The sequence below is a fragment of the Herbaspirillum sp. CF444 genome, from assembly GCF_000282135.1.
Classification (GTDB): domain Bacteria; phylum Pseudomonadota; class Gammaproteobacteria; order Burkholderiales; family Burkholderiaceae_D; genus Herbaspirillum.
The window spans coordinates 77,341-95,597 of the sequence record NZ_AKJW01000115.1; the positions used below are offsets into that span (position 1 = coordinate 77,341).

Annotated in this window: 22 protein-coding genes; all 22 read right to left on the reverse strand. The window is 47.7% G+C overall.

The genetic code is table 11. From position 1 onward, the window contains the following. Window positions 1–14 precede the first annotated feature (14 nt). Window positions 15–1,436, reverse strand: coding sequence for a lysozyme inhibitor LprI family protein (locus tag PMI16_RS26170; RefSeq protein WP_007884299.1), 1,422 nt, complete (start codon window positions 1,434–1,436; stop codon window positions 15–17). A gap of 503 nt (window positions 1,437–1,939) precedes the next feature. Next, on the reverse strand, window positions 1,940–2,245 hold the full coding sequence (locus PMI16_RS23625) for a DUF6881 domain-containing protein (protein WP_237719941.1): 306 nt from the start codon (window positions 2,243–2,245) through the stop codon (window positions 1,940–1,942). Between the two features lie 46 nt (window positions 2,246–2,291). Beyond that, complete coding sequence (locus tag PMI16_RS25550; RefSeq protein ID WP_081493466.1) at window positions 2,292–2,675, reverse strand: SMI1/KNR4 family protein; 384 nt, start codon at window positions 2,673–2,675, stop codon at window positions 2,292–2,294. 55 nt (window positions 2,676–2,730) lie between these two features. Further along, complete coding sequence (locus tag PMI16_RS26820) at window positions 2,731–3,138, reverse strand: HAD family hydrolase (RefSeq protein WP_081493467.1); 408 nt, start codon at window positions 3,136–3,138, stop codon at window positions 2,731–2,733. 139 nt (window positions 3,139–3,277) lie between these two features. Further along, window positions 3,278–3,625, reverse strand: a complete 348-nt coding sequence (locus tag PMI16_RS23635) for a hypothetical protein (protein ID WP_034382064.1) — start codon at window positions 3,623–3,625, stop codon at window positions 3,278–3,280. A gap of 118 nt (window positions 3,626–3,743) precedes the next feature. After that, the gene (locus PMI16_RS26175) at window positions 3,744–4,196 is read right to left on the reverse strand and encodes a hypothetical protein (RefSeq protein WP_157212784.1); all 453 of its coding nucleotides are present in this window, start codon (window positions 4,194–4,196) and stop codon (window positions 3,744–3,746) included. 498 nt (window positions 4,197–4,694) lie between these two features. Then, window positions 4,695–5,063 (reverse strand): hypothetical protein, encoded by a 369-nt coding sequence (locus tag PMI16_RS23640; RefSeq protein WP_007884304.1) that lies wholly within the window; start codon window positions 5,061–5,063, stop codon window positions 4,695–4,697. Window positions 5,064–5,140: 77 nt separating this feature from the next. Further along, window positions 5,141–5,533 carry a DUF7079 family protein gene (locus PMI16_RS26180; protein ID WP_157212785.1) on the reverse strand — a complete coding sequence of 131 codons (393 nt, stop codon included), beginning with the start codon at window positions 5,531–5,533 and terminating at the stop codon, window positions 5,141–5,143. 77 nt (window positions 5,534–5,610) lie between these two features. Continuing rightward, window positions 5,611–5,919 (reverse strand): hypothetical protein, encoded by a 309-nt coding sequence (locus PMI16_RS25100; protein ID WP_051994718.1) that lies wholly within the window; start codon window positions 5,917–5,919, stop codon window positions 5,611–5,613. 52 nt (window positions 5,920–5,971) lie between these two features. Continuing rightward, window positions 5,972–6,331 carry a hypothetical protein gene (locus PMI16_RS23650; protein WP_034382069.1) on the reverse strand — a complete coding sequence of 120 codons (360 nt, stop codon included), beginning with the start codon at window positions 6,329–6,331 and terminating at the stop codon, window positions 5,972–5,974. Window positions 6,332–6,411: 80 nt separating this feature from the next. Continuing rightward, complete coding sequence (locus PMI16_RS25560; protein WP_081493468.1) at window positions 6,412–6,870, reverse strand: DUF2846 domain-containing protein; 459 nt, start codon at window positions 6,868–6,870, stop codon at window positions 6,412–6,414. 274 nt (window positions 6,871–7,144) lie between these two features. Further along, window positions 7,145–7,483, reverse strand: a complete 339-nt coding sequence (locus tag PMI16_RS23655; protein ID WP_007884306.1) for a hypothetical protein — start codon at window positions 7,481–7,483, stop codon at window positions 7,145–7,147. A gap of 74 nt (window positions 7,484–7,557) precedes the next feature. Further along, a complete protein-coding gene (locus tag PMI16_RS23660) occupies window positions 7,558–8,118 on the reverse strand; it encodes a GNAT family N-acetyltransferase (protein WP_007884309.1) in 561 nt (186 codons plus the stop codon). Between the two features lie 137 nt (window positions 8,119–8,255). Next, window positions 8,256–9,116, reverse strand: coding sequence for a hypothetical protein (locus PMI16_RS23665; protein WP_007884325.1), 861 nt, complete (start codon window positions 9,114–9,116; stop codon window positions 8,256–8,258). Window positions 9,117–9,499: 383 nt separating this feature from the next. Further along, window positions 9,500–9,994, reverse strand: coding sequence for a hypothetical protein (locus PMI16_RS26185; RefSeq protein ID WP_157212786.1), 495 nt, complete (start codon window positions 9,992–9,994; stop codon window positions 9,500–9,502). Between the two features lie 204 nt (window positions 9,995–10,198). Further along, window positions 10,199–10,618 carry a hypothetical protein gene (locus tag PMI16_RS23670; protein ID WP_034382073.1) on the reverse strand — a complete coding sequence of 140 codons (420 nt, stop codon included), beginning with the start codon at window positions 10,616–10,618 and terminating at the stop codon, window positions 10,199–10,201. Window positions 10,619–11,800: 1,182 nt separating this feature from the next. Continuing rightward, window positions 11,801–12,523, reverse strand: coding sequence for an ankyrin repeat domain-containing protein (locus PMI16_RS23680; RefSeq protein WP_007884329.1), 723 nt, complete (start codon window positions 12,521–12,523; stop codon window positions 11,801–11,803). Between the two features lie 288 nt (window positions 12,524–12,811). Continuing rightward, window positions 12,812–13,192, reverse strand: a complete 381-nt coding sequence (locus PMI16_RS23685; RefSeq protein WP_007884336.1) for a DUF350 domain-containing protein — start codon at window positions 13,190–13,192, stop codon at window positions 12,812–12,814. 9 nt (window positions 13,193–13,201) lie between these two features. Next, window positions 13,202–14,320: a glutathionylspermidine synthase family protein gene (locus PMI16_RS23690; RefSeq protein ID WP_007884338.1), complete on the reverse strand. Its 1,119-nt coding sequence runs from the start codon at window positions 14,318–14,320 to the stop codon at window positions 13,202–13,204. Beyond that, a complete protein-coding gene (locus tag PMI16_RS26190; protein WP_157212787.1) occupies window positions 14,320–14,730 on the reverse strand; it encodes a hypothetical protein in 411 nt (136 codons plus the stop codon). The genes PMI16_RS23690 and PMI16_RS26190 overlap by 1 nt, the downstream gene beginning before the upstream one ends. Then, complete coding sequence (locus PMI16_RS23695) at window positions 14,727–16,115, reverse strand: saccharopine dehydrogenase C-terminal domain-containing protein (RefSeq protein WP_007884340.1); 1,389 nt, start codon at window positions 16,113–16,115, stop codon at window positions 14,727–14,729. The genes PMI16_RS26190 and PMI16_RS23695 overlap by 4 nt, the downstream gene beginning before the upstream one ends. Window positions 16,116–17,016: 901 nt before the next feature. Further along, window positions 17,017–18,057 (reverse strand): hypothetical protein, encoded by a 1,041-nt coding sequence (locus PMI16_RS23705; RefSeq protein WP_157212788.1) that lies wholly within the window; start codon window positions 18,055–18,057, stop codon window positions 17,017–17,019. Window positions 18,058–18,257: the final 200 nt, after the last annotated feature.

Sequence of the window (18,257 nt, forward strand, 5' to 3'; positions counted from 1 at the left end):
AAAATATCACTACCTTAATGTAGCCGTATCGCATTCATTATTTTTTCTTCGAACAGTCCGGCTGTCCGATCATCTCTGACTTGATTGAAGTCAGTTTCTGAAATTACGTGAAATTTTGTGCCAATTTCCAATGCATCGCTGGTCATATCCGCACGAAATCGATACCATTCTCCGTCAGAAAATTTTAACCAGAAAGTGCCATCAGCTCGTACGAAAACCGACTGAATTTCATTTATAAAAATACGTGATTTATAAGTTTTCGGCACTTTCCAACGAGGATCATCTGATGTACAAGTTGGTGTAGGTTGCTCTCCAGCTTGGTCGCGTATCTCAATGATTTTGAATGAATCACGGACATGACTTTTTGTCTGTATGACCCCACCCTCCAGCGCCACCTTGTCAATCATGACTGAACTATTGAAAGGATGGGGACTGCATTTTGCACCTCCACCATCTAAAAAAATGACGCTTCTTAACGCCGCAGGAGTTATACCGAGAAAATCGACTTTCATATCAGGATATAGCCAAGTGGGATAAAGACGTTTGACGAGCTTCGCCAAGTGCCATAGCTCATTATCGGTAAATGGCCGATCCATAAAAGGGGCTATGTCGAAAGCATGATTTTCAAAAACATTTCGTGTGAACCATTTTGGCAGCTCGCCCAAGATATAGATATTCGAATCAACAATATTCCATGCGGGGACGGCCTGCTCATCAGTTAACTTCCATTTTTCGGAATTTAATAGAGATGAATTCATACCTTCACTTGTCACCCAATTGCGTAAACGCGTATAAGCTTCAACAGGGAAACGCTGGTGCTCAATGAGTGATTTCGTCATGCTACGGCGGCATTGCCATGACAAACAGGGCATCATGCTATCCCTATGCCATCGATCGATCTCTACATAGAAGAGTCGATAAGCACGATCGTCGTTGCGCTCCATCTTTTGCAACTGAGATATATAGGGTCTCCACTCTGCCCACATATTTCCGACAATATCGTACAGAGCCTGTAGATCTTCTGCCCCGCATATAGCATTTTGTTCTTGATCGGATGGAACCGTACAATCAATCGACAACTCCAGCACTCGTCGCCGATAGCGGTGTTCTAAGCAGTCTACGTCATCCCTACGACAATTCTTCAATGAGGTGAGCCATTTTTTCTGCTCAGAGATTATTGCATTCCGTTCGTCTTGATTTGGCGATTGAAGCAACGCGCGTTGGTACGAAGCAGTCACCTGCTCATTCAATCGAGATAACGTTGGGCTTGTACACACCGCGCGCTTCTTTGCCGTCGGTACGTTCTGACAATCGAAACTCGAGGCTTTACAAATCGGATGCATAAAAAACAATGAACTAACTATGAGCGCTCGGACTAAATTTTTAACCGGGATTCCTCGCAATGCACTCAAATTTTCCCCCTTTGTGATTTTCATTTTTTTCATCGTTCTGCGCTAAACGGAGTTACTAGCGATTCTTTTCAGAGCACAATAGATGATCGCTCCTGGCCGGTTGCGGACATTTTTCGCTATGTCGTAGAAATACTATTGGGAACTGTGCGATTTTTCCTCTTTTGATAAATCTTAAGCCCGACAGAAACGACGCATAGAGGTATGGAGATAAATATACATACCAAGATTCCTAAGTAGAATCCGCCGAGTCCGGCTATTAGTAGAAATGAGGCCCAGTTAATCGTCCCGACAGTGCATTGTCCAAGTGAGTATGGATTTGGATTACAGCCTGGAACAAACCAAATAATCAAATGCGCCAAGAGGCTGATTGCAAATGGGATGCTTCCGCTGACCAACGCTATTTTCTGCAATGTTCTAGGCGTAATTCGCATGTTGTTGTGTTGCCTCGAAATGGGGATGAATGAGAACTGGCAAGTTTAGGTCTTTGTATGTTGGCTTCTGGCCGATAGCGGACTATTTCGACTTCATTAAACCAAAGCGTTTTTCCATATAGCTTCGAACTCTTCCTGTTGTATCGGAGTGGCTTCAAACTGTACATCCTGATTGATATCCAGGATAAGAGGGATTGGCTCTTCACTGAGCTTAGTATTTCCTGTTGACCTAGAACCATCGGAAAAATCATGATGGCCGTCGCGGTAGACTTCAACCTTGCGGAGTTCATTACGATTTTCGTCGAGTTCGACGTATATCATCACAGGCTCCGATTCGAAATCGTGCAGCCACTGCACCTTTATGTACTTTTCCAACAAAGCCCCCTGAATATTGGCATACACGGTTTATCGTGAGCGTCCGCGCTTGGCCGGAAGCGGACGAGCTAATTCACTTTCGGTCCACGCATACCTGTTGATACCACAGCTCCAGCGTTGACCATCGTTCGCTTGTTGCGCCGTCGTGAGACCAATACACAATATCTCCGTCAGACGTAATGCAAAAATAGTCGCCGTTATCTTCGATAAACGGTAAATAGTGACGAGGAACGCCCATCACTTTCCATGCGGTTTCTGCAATCTCCACCAAGTCACAGTATCCCGACCCTGGCAAAACGACCGCCGGAGTAAACACTGCATTCGCTACGTCTCCTCCATCAAGAAGAAACTTTCGATAGTCCGGATGAAATTTCATCCTTAAACTATTTTCAGCAGCATCAATCTCCAAGTCTGTCGGGCGGCGAAGGGGGCTATTTTTTGCATCAACTTTGTTCATATTTTTATGCTCTTGGCTTTAGGAGAGAAGTCTGCAACTGGCCGATTGCGGCTATCTAGACCGCCAATTCTCCTAGCTTTGCTATGACCGAGTGCAATTCTTTATCTTCCTTGTCACCGTGAAATGGCTTAACAACGAGGTGAGAACGAGGCTGTCGTTGAATTTTCTCAGGACTGTCATCGACGATAACAATTTCCTCTACTTGATAGCCATGCATCATTACCTTCCGAAGGTCCTTGATGTACACATAGCCATTGGTGCGGGAGTCTACCTTTTGCACACATTTCTGCACATCCCAGCTAAAGAGAAGACCATGTTGGTCTCCAAAAAGTGCGTTACTTATAAACTCAACGTATTCAGGGCTTGCGGAAGACCATACTGCGACTGAGAATTTCGCGGATGCAAATTTAACTAGGTCCGCCGCATATGGTCGAATATAGATGAAATAGTCAGCAAATCTCAATCAGCAGGGTGCGCCAAAGGCTCCAGGCACGCATGAACTAACGTCTCGTCTAAATCAAATATAACTAGCTTAACGGGCATAGCATTTGGTAATTTGTTCTCAGATTTAATGGCGTCTTCCGGCCGAAAGTAGGCATGCACTAAGCGCTAGTCCGCTCGCAATGGTCTTTGAGTTCTCCGCACGCCTTGTCAAAGTGTTGATAGTAAGTGCTGCAGAAAGCTTCTTCATTGTCTGAAAGTTGCAGCCACGAAGACAGCACTGAAAGCTTTGCGTCTTGCGCAAAACAGGCCAAGTCTGACAGAGCCGTTTTAGCACCCATGTCCTCCAAAGGCCCAAAGCAACCCGCATTTCGGACTGAATAGTCGATTAACCACATCCAGTCAACGGCTCGTTCAGATTCAGATAGCGCACTTTCACCCTGCTGGGCCTTTTTCCGAAGAACAATGTCGCCAGCCTCGACTAACCACGTTTCAAGGTCATTATTCAATCGTATCCCCTTTTAGAAGCAATGTGCTCAGTGCTGCTGAATGTCCGTTTCTGGCCGATTGCGGACAGTCATGGCTTTTCATCAAATACAATTTCGTAACTCTTCGATTGCGGCTCAGTTAATTCAACATACTTTCGCGTCTTTTGAAATATAGAGCCCCACCATAGATACAGAGCAACGGATAGACGTACCAAAATTCTTTGCGCCAAACTTCATCGACACTAGGCAGATGAGATAAAAGCAGCATGACAAGAGAAAGCCCCATATGAAAGATTGGGGCGCGCCAAGATTCTGGTGGAGACCATCTGGCCGCAATGAAGCCAATAAAAAAATAAGAAAGTGCGCCGGGAATTTGGTAAATAAACCATTCGTTGGAATTTACATCCACCGGGCCCGACGACTGGTACGTGGTCCCGTTCAGAGCAGGCCAGATGATAAACATATCTATCAATATACAAATGGGGAAGGCAATCAACTTGGCAATAACACCTGCAATAATTCCGCGCCATATACTCCGTCTACGAGGTGAGTTGGTGATGGAAGTTACAACACTAGTGTTTTTAGTGGTCATGGTTGTCCCCAAGTGAGGTTTGGCATATTTCCAGAAAATCCGAATTTTTACTTCTGGCCGGTTGCGGACATTTTTCGCTATGTCGCAGAAATACTATTGGGAACTGTGCGATTTTTCCTCTTTTGATAAATCTTAAGCCCAACAGAAACGACGCATAGAGGTATGGAGATAAATACACATACCAAAATTCCTAAGTAGAATCCGCCGAGTCCCGCTATTAGTAGAAATGAGGCCCAGTTAATCGTCCCGACGGTGCATTGTCCAAGTGAGTATGGATTTGGATTACAGCCTGGGATAAACCAAATAATCAAATGCGCCAAGAGGCTGATTGCAAATGGGATGCTTCCGCTGATCAACGCTATTTTCTGCAATGTTCTAGGCGTAATTCGCATGTTGTTGTGTTGCCTCGAAATGGGGATGAATAAGAACTGGCAAATTTAGGTCTTTGCATGTCGGCTTTTGCCGTTAGCGGACCTCTGCTTCCGACCCAAGCAGATACTAAGCCGTTTGAAAATGCATCCGGACTAGGTCAGTTTCTCCCGCACCGAGTTGCTCCCACAATAGAAAAGCCTTTTCTTGAGAAAGCGACTTAATCTCTCTAGTCGGGCACAACTCTTTTTGAAAATCTGCGTCGGCCCACTCGGACCAGCGTGCAGTTCCCAAACGTGTAATTTCAAGCACGTACATTGGCCCGTCGTCAAAGCCATATCGTAGCGACGCAGCACCGTGCTCATCGTAGTCATCTTCAGTCATGTCCGGCAGGTTTTCTTCATATAGCTCTTTCACTGCGACCATAATTTCATCGCGTGTCGGCGCTCCTAATGAATTGCCATATCTGTATTGCAGATGGCACCATGCATTGCTCATAAAGTCCTTCTACTTTTACAGTGATAATAAAATCATTTCGCTGCAACCTGGCGCCTACTTCTGGCCGGTTGCGGTCGTTAAGAACCGAGGGGACGTCCCTTTCTACGGCTCACATCAACTTCTTTTTCGACAACCGTATAGGCTTTGCAAAAGTATCGTTTAAGTGGATTCAAACGCCATGAAAAATAAATTCTACGCTTGTATTTCTTCATGACACGTTCTCTCACAAAATCTTCAGACCATCCACTCCATTCTCCGGCGGTAGCGAACAAATTAGGGAGAAATGCAGGCCATACCTCTGAAAACATTATTCTTTCCAACTCTTTCGCAGAATATGGCGAGGCTGCACATACTTTTGCAATATATAGAATGTCTTCTCTTCGAAGGTCTGTATCTAAAAAGAACGCAGTCATTGAGCTCCAAACGGGAACTCTATTTGCAAGGTCTTCCCTAGGATGCAAGAGCGCCATATTTTGAATTTCCTTTTGATTTTTACCTCAAGTTGATGTTCTTTTATAGCTTCGGCTTCTGGCCGGTTGCGGACTAGTCATGCCTCTCCGAAAATAGGTTCATCTTGCCTTTTCCAACAAACCGTCAAAACCTTCCCGCTCACAAGCGATTCTTCGCGAAGCTGCTGAAACACTGCAGCAGGTGGCCAGCCCGCCGGCTCATCGGCAAAAAAGAATTTGGCACGCTGCAAGGCAGTAAGAACCTCAGCCAAGTTCTTCTTCGACGAAAATGGCAGATGAGCTTCACCTGAATTTAGGTTCGCGGCCAGCAACTCGATGTCAGGTGGAATCGTTCCAGAGGTCACAATCCTTACCGACTCGTTAAATATTGCTGATACGTAATTCATTGCGCCTCGTTCATCAAAACGTGAGATATCGACATACTTCCGCTTCTGGCCGTTAGCTGCCTACTTGGACGCTAGTCCGCACGCAGTGATCTTTGAGTTCTCCGCATGCTTTATCAAAGTGTTGATAGTAAGTGCGGCAGAAAACTTCTTCGTTATCTGAAAGTTGCAGCCACAAACATAGCGCTGAAAGCTTTGTATCTTGCGCAAAACGGGCCAAGTCTGAGAGAGCCGTCTTGGCGCCCATGTCCTCCAAAGGCCCAAAGCAACCAGCATTTCGGACTGAATAGTCGATTAACCACATCCAGTAAACGGCACGGTCAGATTCAGATAGTGCACTTTCACCCAGTTGGGCTTTTTTTCGAATAACAATGTCGCCAGTCTCGAGTAACCACGTTTCTAGGTCAATATTCAATCGCGTCTCCCGTGTAGAACCAATGTCCCCCAGTGCTGCTGAATGCCGGCTTCTGGCCGTTTGCGGACCATCCGGGAAATTTATTTTGATGCCGTCGGAAGCGGTTTTCCTGTGTAGCTTAGCTCCTCTAGTTCTCGCTCCGCCATAGACTCATGGATGATAGTAAATTCCATGCGTGGGAAGAATAGACCGAGAGAGGCACCTGTTCGTATGTATTTGGTCTCGTTTCGATATACCGTGAAATCCAAAGTCGTCACTGTTTCTGTGGTCGTTTTGGCTTGATAAGGGCCAGCCGGCAGGTCTACAAAGAAAAATCCACCTGGTTCGGATCGCCCCACTGCTTGATTGTTGACATAAATGAGCGGCTGAGCAGCGCCACCGAAGAATGTCGAGGAACGCAAAAAGTAGACACGTCCCTGCCCATTTTTAATAGACGGGATTGCTCCGGTAACCTCTGTGTATTTTGGGCCGGAAGCACAACCGGCTAATGACGCAGCCAAAAAGATCGCGGCGAGAAAGCGACTAACCCCTGATGTCATGTTTTCTTTCTTTTAAATGTTATCAAAGGCCGACTCACCAGTCTGAGCGCGACCTCCCCCTTTTTGTTAACTACCAAGTATAAAACAGCGGTATCAAAAAAAGTAACTATTGCCTGTGAGAGACACTTAGTATCGGCTGCCGTCGTTGCTTTGGAAAATACTCCATTGATCGAGGCCACTAGTTCTAGACATGCTTCAATACGCGATTGGCAACTGATTTGGCCGATTGCGGACGGTCATCAGCTAGATTGGAAGACTTTCCTGCGTGGTTGTATTACAGGATTCTTATCGTTTTCTCAAAAACCATGGCGAGAAAAAAGGCCGAAAGCAATCCTATCGTGCCCGCAGCTATTCCCGGCCCATCGACACCGGCACTGCAAAGCGTGATACCGAATGCGAGACATGCAATACCATTGGCAGCCACATAAGCGAACTTTGAGCGGTACCCTAACCTCTTTACGAGCATGGGTACGATGGCAAGTACCAGCATGGTGAACATACAATAAAACGGCAGTCCGATAAGCAACACTAGCGCCCCATATTTAGTATCGTTGCCTCCGGTGGAAGCTATCAATGACGTCGGCACAATCGAAACCAAGACCGATAAAATCATGGCGGGTTCTCTACGCATATTTAAAAATCTCTTGTTAGGGAATGCCTGCCACTGGCCGATTACGGACGTCGCTATCACCCCGCAGGATTGATCTTTGACGTCAGTATATGGTCCATCCACTTCCCATTTATTTTGAGATATTCCAAAGCTAGACCTTCGTGCTGAAACCCTAACCGTTTTAGCAATTTCTCACTACGGGAATTGCTTGGCTGAAAATTTGCCATGATGCGATGCAACCCATGATTTACGAAGATATCGGATATAGCCATCTGCAATGCCTCATGCATTAAGCCCATGCCTTCGAACTCTCGGGCGATAGAGAAGCCTAGATGGCAAGCTTGAAACGAGCCGCGGACAATATTTGTAAAACTGCACTCGCCGACCATCTCTGCATTGGCTCGTGATTCCACAATCCAATATTCTGCCGTTTCCTCTTCCATCTGCTTTTGCATCGTACCGAGTTGATTTTCGGTTGCTTGAAGTGTGTAGAAAAAATCATCCCGCGCTGGCTCCCAAGACCGCAAATGATCACGATTTGCCAGGCGATATGCAAGAATCCGGTTTGCATCTTGTCGGCATGGACGTTTAAGCAGAAGCCGCTCAGTTAATAATTGATTTGATTGCTCAAAAGGCATTTTGAAATATTCACTTTACTGGTATTGCATTCGGACATGCTCGATACTAAATTTAGAGCAGCCGCGTCTGGCCGATTGTAGACGTCGTTAGAGCCCCTAAGCATAGGTATTACTGATCGGCCAAAATGACGCGCAACTCAGGCACTTGCCTTAAGCAACTCTTCGCTCAGTACCTGATCAGGCCTCACTAGCTTCAGATCGCCACTGAATGCTTGTAATTTGCCTATCCAGCGAACAATATCTGCTCCCGGATCGATGTAGTTCGGAACGCGGACCGGCAATGCATAGCCCTCGTCGGTTGACGGGCCGAGTAGCCCGTTCAAATCACCCGGCGAAACTAGGCAATGATCTTTCCCTTGCTTTGCGCGGAACAGCGGCTTGGGAGCGAACTTGTCGCGTACCACGAGCACCACATCGGTTAACGGCATCAACGTTGGAATACCATCTCCCCACACCACTATCGATTGCACGCGACCGTCAATAGTGGCAAACATCACTGTCGGCACGAACATACTCTCGCCAATCCTGGTTTGAAGCGCGCGCTTTTGCTTGTTCCAACTCCAAACGGCCTCGGCTTTCTTTTCTGGATAGCTAAGGAACGGCCCTTTGTTTTCCGCGGTAATGGCGCGATAGCCGAAAGCGTTTCCTGCGTTCCATCCGGAATAGAAACCTGCGCTTGTATAAGGGCCTTGAGCCATGCCGTGCATTTGCGGATCATCAATGGCGAGATCGAAGCGTTCGACAAAAGCGCGAATTTCTGGCTCCGCTTCCAAACCGAATATGTGAGGCCTGAAGTAGTTGAGATTGAGCGAGGCGCCGACTACGCGGTTCGGGTCGCCTTCCTCATTACGGAACTCTAAGACAAAATAGACTCCGGTATCTGGATTCTCATAAACCACCGCGCTATCAATCTTATACAGCTGACGTCTGGTGAAATATTCGTCCACGGCGCTACGCTGCGCCGCCTGCGGAAAATTAAAAAACAAGTCGTAGCTCATCGTCTTTCTCAATAGATATTGTTTAACTGCTCATCTGAAGCGGCCTAGCGCGAAGCCCAAATGAAACGTAATCGCGACTGTCAGCTTTTGGCCGATTGCGGACGCTCGTGAAAACTGTACGAATTCTTTCGTCTATCTGCCCGCTCAATTGAAGCCAACATTCATCTCGAGCTTCGCTAACATAAAGAACCTTCATGCCTGCATCAGTTTTGTATGGGTATGAATTTCGGTTAGATACGCCTTCCAAAGCGGCACATCTAGCCAAAGTTACACATAGCATGAGGAACGCAATTTTTAGTCTATTTAACTTATTCATTACTGTTACTGTCGATGGTAAATACGCTGGTTGGTCTTGGCCGGTTGCCGACATGCAGCGCGGTGTTTTACGGTTTAGGTATTTCGTGCACGTCAGGGGGGAGGTACCGACAGCATCCTTGTAGCTCAGTCAGTGCACGTTCATATGGAATGCGCTGTGTCGAGCTACCCAACACATGGGTCACTTCATTGTAGCCAGTCACCCCTTTGTTTTCGAAGCTGCCTGAAATTTTATAAAAATAAGATTGACCGGCAATAATCCAATCGTTGAATTCTACTTTGGGCCATTTCGTATCCCAAGCCCACTCGACGCGAAAATCTCGGGCCCCTTCTTTGACATAGACCCACGTATAAGCTTCTTCGGGGGGATCATAGACCTTGATGGCATCAATGCTCACGGCGGGTGTTCGTAACTTTGGGAATGCCCCTAGTCGATAAAAATAGACTGTGCCGAATCCACTTGGCGCAGGTGGCGCAGGCATGAAACGAGGTGCATCTGTAGATAAATGTGCGCAAGCCGACAGCGCCAGCAATGGAACGGCAAAGATATGGCGTGGAATCACTATTCCTCCGGAATCATTCCGCTAAAGCGGAATTCCAATTGTTGATCTTGTTTTCTTCAGCCTACATGCGGAAATGCTGAGGCTCATCATTCCAGGTCAAATGGCTTCTGGCCGAGGCTGTGTAAAAACGTAGAAATTTTAGACTGGAAAAACTAGAAAAATTGTCAAACATAAAAAAGCACCCGAAGGTGCTTTTGCTACTTTTCATCGAAAGCCAAGTAAAGTTAGCTGTTCAGCGAGCTTTCTGACGATCTCGGAAGACGCAAGTTGATACTCGGACATAAGAACGGAATTCCCTTTTTGGGCGATCTCGTCGACTTTCTTGCTACCTTGAACGTAGAGGCTATTTACATGTATTTTTTCTTTCATCAGTACCTCACCTGAGGCTGAATATAATGTAATTTGGGCGAACGTCATGAGGTGGCCATGCACCCATGAGGCATACTGCTTCGATATTGAAACTTCCAGTGTCGCCGTATCACCGGGGCGAATGCTCTCGGAGGAAGCCTGAGTAGAGAGCTTCGTCGTAGGCCATGCTTTGAATGCTTTCGGAATATCTTTGTATATTTCCTGAGCAAGAATCTCTCCGAAGTCTGGGATAGTTGGAGGAACAAGCTGAACCATTTTTTCTTCATCTGGCTTAGGACCATATGATAAAAGGGCGGGGTAGCTCTTATATAAGCCACTTAAGAATCCTTCGCTAAATGTCGGAAGGCGTAACGGTGGTGTCGGAGTCCTTGTAATCATAACTTGACTAACCGCTGCAACCTCATTGGGGTGTGGGGTTGTAGTCGAACATCCCGTCATAATCACTATTATCAATATCCCGAAAAGTCGTTTTAACTTGGTTCTTATCATTATGTATTTGATGGAAATTGAGGAAACGGAAAATTTTGTGTGTTAAGTAAGTTCTCTGGAAGCTGGACGTAGTTAATGGGAATGGACTGGGGCTTTCAAAGCATCAAAACAGAGAGCCACTTACTACGAACATAATGCGGAACATCGTAATCGATCAATTCAGTTCATGATTATGTATAGACGGCTGACACAACGAAGTGGCAGGAATATTACCGAGGCAAGCTGACAAATTACTTTCAGATCTTCGTGGCATACCGGCCATCGCTCGATGGCCGCTTCTGGCCGATTGCGGACTCCGCAAACTAGTTGCAAGGCCCTATCATCCCTTTCATGCTTCCCTTGTCGGCTTCGCCAAGATATTTATCAAAGTCTACTATTCTCGGATTGTCAGCGTTATCCTTTTCCGTTACTCGGAGCAGCACCCCTCTCACAATTGTCAATGTGAGTGTTCTCTCCGTAATTCCGCCCCTGAAGCTAAAACGACAAAGTAGATTTCCTCGAGAAGTTGAAATATCCGACGTGATCCAGTCCGCGAATACCTGCTCATCGGAAACGCCGTAGGCATCGTGAAGACTTACTGGACCGCTACACCGTAAGAGGCCGATCAACCATAGCCGTCCCTCGAATATTTTCCATCTGGCCCTCGGCGATCCAAGTACCGAACATCTGTCATCCTCTCGAGAGAAACGCCAAACAGTGTCGTTATAAGGAAAGTCCAACGTGGCTCCGGATGTCCACGCAGTGGCGACTACACCGTCATACTCCAATGTATCCTCCAAAACGCCAGAAGCGTAGACGGAGGTCGCGGCACTAAAAAATATCAATCCCAATATGTTTGCGAAGACTATTTTCATTTGAGTTCTTTGCGAAAACGATGGCGTGACTACAAGCTATACGCACGTCCGATTTTGGCCGGTTACGGACATCTAAGGCTACCTCCGTGAACAATTACTTTGCCGTTCCTATTCCTGATGCTATCAGTTGATCAATTTTCGCTAGTGCCTTTGCTTTCTGTTCTGCCTGACCAAATCTAGGCCTCTCCAACTCAACTAGACGACGCGAAAACTTCAAATCGTACGTATAGCCATGATCAAGTGCCCAATTAACATAATCCAAACGGCCAGAAACCACTGCCGCACTAATTACGGTCGGCCCATTAAGTCCGTCATGAAAGTTAATGTCTGCACCATGCTTTAAAAGTAACTCGGCGCAATCCAGGTGATTTCCTAATACTGCTTCGTTCAATGGGCTATTAGCCCCTATTGGTATATTGGGATCTGCTCCATGTTGTAGTAACAGTTCTAGGAGATCGATATTCCCTGCACCTGCTGCCAGCCAAAGGGGTGAGCCTCCAGGCATCATTCGCTGGTTCGGATTGGCACCAAGTTCCAAGAGCAGCTTCATCGCGTCTTTGTTCTTGTTGAACTGCATCCACAGTAATGGAGTGACCCCGCCATAGCCGGCTGCATTAACATTTACGCCTGTTTTGACTAGCCGATCTGCTTCTTTGGCATCTCGCCTAGTAACTGCGCGTAGAAGATCGACAACGCCCTTATCCTGGAAGGCATCTTGGGCGGTTTTTCCAAGAACGGTCAGTTCATTTGCAAATCCGAGTGAACAGACCACTACTAGAAACATCGTCGATACAATTTTCAGTCTCAAAGAATTCATGCTCTTTCTACTTTAAAGATACGAAGACATTTACAAATTTAATAGAAGTCAGCTTCTGGCCGATTTGAGACATAGCCCATAGTGGCCGTAGCTCTATTCATTGAGCCATTACTCTCGGATGATGCCCTGCTGGAAATTCGGATAGAGGGACATCGGCCATTCGGCATGGTGGCATTGCTAGCGCACGATTTACCCGCTCTTCATCACTCATTGGATCAAGACATTCGACAATTACCCTGCTCGTTCTTCTCCGAAGAGGGATTTGGGGCTATGGAAAGGCTGCGATCTTCAATGACTGATACAGACTGCATTGAGCAATCCGATCGTAACCGAAAACGTCGCAACAAGAATGGCCGGCGCCACACGTCCATCTTCAATCATCTTCGCTTGCCCGCGAAGGCCAATGAACACCAGCAACTGGACCGCGCAGGTAATCCCCGCCCAAGCCACCATTTCCAGAAGCGATTGGGTGTAATAGATCGAGGCCACAAGCGGGAAAGTGAATCCCAGCACTGCGCCTGCCAAAGTAACTGCAGCCGCTGTATTTCCTTCGTGAATCAGCTTGAATTCGCGATATGGCGTCACCCATACGTAGATCAACACAAAGACTGCAAGCAGTATGACCGCGGTCGCGAGATAGGAGACAAAGGCAAGAATAGCGTTAATCATTAGAAGTCCTTATTCGACGAAGAAGTGAGGAACGAAATTGCTCATGTTTGTGGTGATGGGAGAATCGTCCTCGCGAATGCACATGCCGGCGGAGGCGCCATCGACAACCCAGGATCCGATAATTGGGTAACGACCATCGAACTGAGGAAGCATGCACAGCTGCTGATAGATAAAACCTTCCGCACCGTATGGCCCATCGTCCCGAGCAAGTACTCGTCCGTCTTTCACCAATTCGACATTGGCCCCTTCGCGCGAGAACAAAGGCTTTTTGGCGTAAGAAGTCAGCTTGTCCGATTCAAAATATGCCGGCAGCAGATTGGGATGATTGGGGAAAAGTTGCCACAAAATCGGAAGCAGGCCCTTGCAAGAAAGCCCTGCTTTCCAGAGTGGCTCGACGAATTTCGTCTGACCGTTGATGATATGTTTTCCGAATTTCTCGCGTACCAACCATTCCCAAGGATATAGCTTGAACAGATTGCGAATAGTCACGCCATCAGCGTCGACAAACGCGTTACGATAACGATCCCACCCAATGTCTTCGATATTGATGTGTTTCGCCTCCCGCCCGGCCTGGGTGATGGTATCGATCAGATAAGTCCCGCATACCCAATCCTCTTCATTTTCGGCTATGGTGGCTACGTGGACTGTGTCATTTCCGGGAAACTGCTTCCAACGTTCCACAAGTTTATCGTGCAGGGAATTGAACTGGTCAGTATCCGGATAGACGTCTTCCATCCAGTACCATTGGCAAGCCGCCGACTCCAGAAGGGAGGTCGGCGTGTCGGCATTGTATTCAAGCATTTTGGGCGGCGATACGCCGTCGTACGCAAGATCGAAACGGCCGTAAAGAGAGAAATCGTTACGTTCCAGGGAGGCGCGCACGCCTGCGTGAAATTCTTCCGAGATACCCAGTTTTCCAAGCATCCCGTTGTTTACTGCGAACCACATGGCTTCTATCGACATACGATGCAGCTCTTCAGTAACGGCTTCTATTTCCTCAATTTGGGTCAACGTGAATTGATAGCAGGCATCTTCTTTCCAATAGTTGTCCCAATTGTAGAAGGAGAGGCCTTGCTCTCTCAACTTCTCGCCATAATTCTTTCTCGGCGCTATTTGCAGTCTTTTCATTAGCCTCCCATCGAAAAACCGTGCCCAAATGAGCCGAAGCCGCCGCGCGATATATGCGCGCCGGCAAAGCTGCTGTTTGTGCCGGTAGAACCTGAAGACCCGCTGATTCGCGTGCCGCTGACCGGATGCCCTTCGCCATTGGCGTCAACCACGATGGGTCTTCCGATTTCTCGATCCCAATAGTAGCGAGGCCCCCTGTAACCGCCGCTGCCTCCACTACCTCCGCTGCCACGATTGCCGCCATCATCAACGAGGGAGCAATTTTTAATATCGCCCCAGTCGTCCTGGCATTCGCTCAGGGAATTGTACGATTGCTGTTTAAGCTCAACTTGTTTGCCGTCTGGCCCGCAGCCGCTCAAGGCAACCATCGTACCGATGACGATCAGTGGGACACTTTTAGAACGCCTCAATTGACATACTCCTCAAGTCGCTTTGTCATTTCCATAGGCATGCTACTGACCAGGAAATCATTAAATTGGAGATTTGAATTCGCGGCCGGTTGCCAGCTTGTCTGGAATCCGCAGATTTCACCGAGAAAGGGAGTGGCCGCGTCGAGTACTTGCTCGGAATCCATGTCTTCCGCCTCGACGACTCCTTCGTTCGGATGATTTTTCATCCAAGCCAAGGCGCCGAGGATTCCGGCCACGACCTGCATTGAGGTTGCGGAATTAAACGGTGCAATTTGACGGGCCTCGCCGAGACTCAAAGTCGATCCGTACCAATATGCTCCCCATTCGCCTATGAAGAGGATCCCTAGTTCGTCGAAACCGTCTTCCAGTTCGTCGCGCAAGAAATAGCCGTGCTTCAGCGCCTGTCTGCCGCGTGCTTTCCACGATTGAATCGACTGGCATGTTGCAGGAGAGGGGGTGTAGGCGTAATAAACCGTTGGCCGATATACCGGCGAGGCATACCTCCCTGAAGGCACCGTCAAGAAACTAGCCAAAGATGCGGCTTCATGGTGGGGAATGAGATAAGAATTTTGCTCGCCCATGGATGGAACCCAAGACTTCACGCGCACATCGATGCCATGCGCCAGCATAAAGATCGCACTTCTCTCCCCGAAGTCGTGATGCACGCCATGCGGCGGCAGGGACTGCTCATGAGTTCCCCATCCTGCTTCGGCGCATTGAAGCGCCTCAGCCAGAAACCCGCTCACGGACCATGTATTGACGAAATCCTCTTCCGGAATGAGACAGGTCCCGCGTTGAGTATCGCGCTCTGCGATCTGGATCACCTTTACCCCGATAGCTGCAGCTGTTTCCGCCGAAGATAGTTGCGAAGAAATACCGCGAAGTTTTGCAAGCTCGCGAAGGCCAGCCTTAGCAAAATGGGTGACAAGACCGGGATTGGCGCCATGTGCGATGACAGCCGTTGGCGCCCCTCGCTCGGCCAAATGCAATGCTTGTTCCCGTAACGCATAATTTGTCGTCTCAGCGAAATTTTCGGTATTTGAGTATCCGCCGGGCCAGGGTTCGACGCAGGTATCCAGATAGAGGACCCCGGCCTGCTTGCACCAGGTTATTAATGCAAGAGACGAAACTTCAACCGAAAGATTAATCAGCAAGTCGTCACGGTGTAGTCGATCCTTAAGCATCGACTCCAGGTTTATTGGCATCAACGGTGAGACCTCAAGCTGAACCTTGAATATGTCGGCAACTGCTTTCCCCGTCGCATCTGCCGCGATGATTTGAATCTGATTCGGTCTCAGCGAAAACTCTCTGATGATGAGAGGAAGCAACGCCTGACCTATACAACCGAATCCCACGATCAGAATAGCTGAGGGAGATTTTTCCATTGTTTTTCTTGTGTTCTTTTATTTAGTCTAGATATATTACCAAACCAATTTAAAGTGAAGAAAGAGCGGGGCAGAATTCGATGCAATTCAATACGCAGCTAAGCGATATGGAGCAGTGTTTAAGCAAATAACGCGAGACATCAGATGGCACTCAATGTTGGTCAGAGAATGGGCCAATCGACGAAACTCGATCCGATGTTGGCTGCAGGAAAACAACTTCGATCAATTCGGAAAATCCATTCGCAGCCTGGCTGACTGCTAACACGTAAATATTGATGTGACATGTCCGCAACTGGCCGAGGCTGTGTAAAAACGTAGGAATTTTTAGCTGACTCAAAAATCGACCTCTCAGATAGGTCGCTATTCAATTTTCTCGATATCCAGAAGGGCTTCCCTACCCAAGATTTTTTTGCAAATTTGTGTTTTTACACAGCCTCGGCCGGAAGAATACATAGTCCAGCGCCCATGTGGGCTACATCAAAGCGAAATTACGCCGATTTGGATAACTCTGAAGTAAGCATTTTCTTCGCTATCGAGCGCATCCTAAAGTAGGTGATGAGGATGCCTAAAGGCCCCAGTAAGGCCCCCACTACCCATAGACTTCCATTCTTCTTTGCTTTGAATGCCAAGTCGTCCAAGATCCACAAATAATATAAATACGCAGGAAGCGCCAAAAAACTTGCGTATGCAAACGTCGCAACGACAAATTCTGGCAGGACCGATCTAAATGCCAACAAAAAAATCCATAACCCCACTGCTGCGACCATGCAAAGGAAAGTCGCGTTTAGCCATTTCACTCGGTTAATCAACGTAGGATTTGGTATTAAAAAATAAAACATAACATCCCTTTTTAATATTTTTTATCGATTTCGGTAAAGACTGCGTGTGATCGGCTCATTTATTATTTATTCTCTATTTGCGCCCCCTCCTGGTTTATCCTTTCCTGCCCAGCCTGTACTTGCGCTTTGTGGGCGAGCTCTTCCATATGCGGATAGTCGTTCGACATGCCGCTATAGGTGCGAAATATATAATCGGTAGACAGACCGAGCATGCAATCCTCTACGACGCGGTTTCCGATGCCGAAGGTCTGATGATGTACAGCGCCAGTGGCGAGCACCATGATTTGCGTGATCGGCAATTTCATTTTCTTGGCGGCCTGCACGTAGTGATCTTGTGAACTGAAACCAACGTCAGCGTCTCGCTGGTCGCTAGTCACGAACATGCGGAAACCAGGCATGGGGTGCACCCGGTCCAGTTGTTCAACTGGATCCCATATTTCTGCCATCGACTTGCCGGTGTAGTCGCTGGATCGACCCGCGGCAATGACCCGATACTTGACCGCAGTCACTCCCGACGACGACACAGCACACAGCACGTCTTGACGTTCGGCTATCAGGGCGCCAACCAGGCCGCCACCGCCCGATTGTCCGATCAATCCATACTCTTCGATGCCATACCTGGATTTTATTTTGTCCAACGCGGCATTTATCACGAGCGTTTCGTACTGCGTGCGTCGCCAGTTTTGGTTGCCGCTGCTGCCATCGGTTCCCGGTCTGCCCAATATCAGATATGCAGTCCCACCGCGACTCTGTTCAAGGTCTGCTTTCTCGACGCGCTTGCGTGGTGTCCCCGCTGGATAGGCTGCGCTTACCCCGCTCGTGGAAAGGATGTCACCCGCCATAAAGACGATGACTTTGCGTACCGCTCCATTGCTAAAATCTTTGGAAGGAAAATAGCGGATGCATTCTTGAAATGTCCTCCCTTCGATCCACACGGCATCATTGATACGCGCACATTGTTCGCGTGTAGAACTGGAACCGGACGCCGCTTCCGTACTAGAAAAATGATCGTCTGGACCATAGTTCCTGACCGTCGATGCGCAACCGGAAAAAAGTACCGCGGCAGCCGCAACGACATACCCAACCCTCATTATTTTTTTCATCGCTCATATTGATGACTGTTTTGTTGCATTCATTTTTTGCTTGTACGGAAGCAGCAGCATCCCTTGCTGCCATTTCTATTGGATGTTTACACAAGCAACTGACAATCCACTGACGGATTTTTGTCTATTCTTACGAGCGATTCCAACCTACCAAGAATGCAGGCGTTCCGTTTTCCCGCAGTTTGAGCATGCGGATTAAT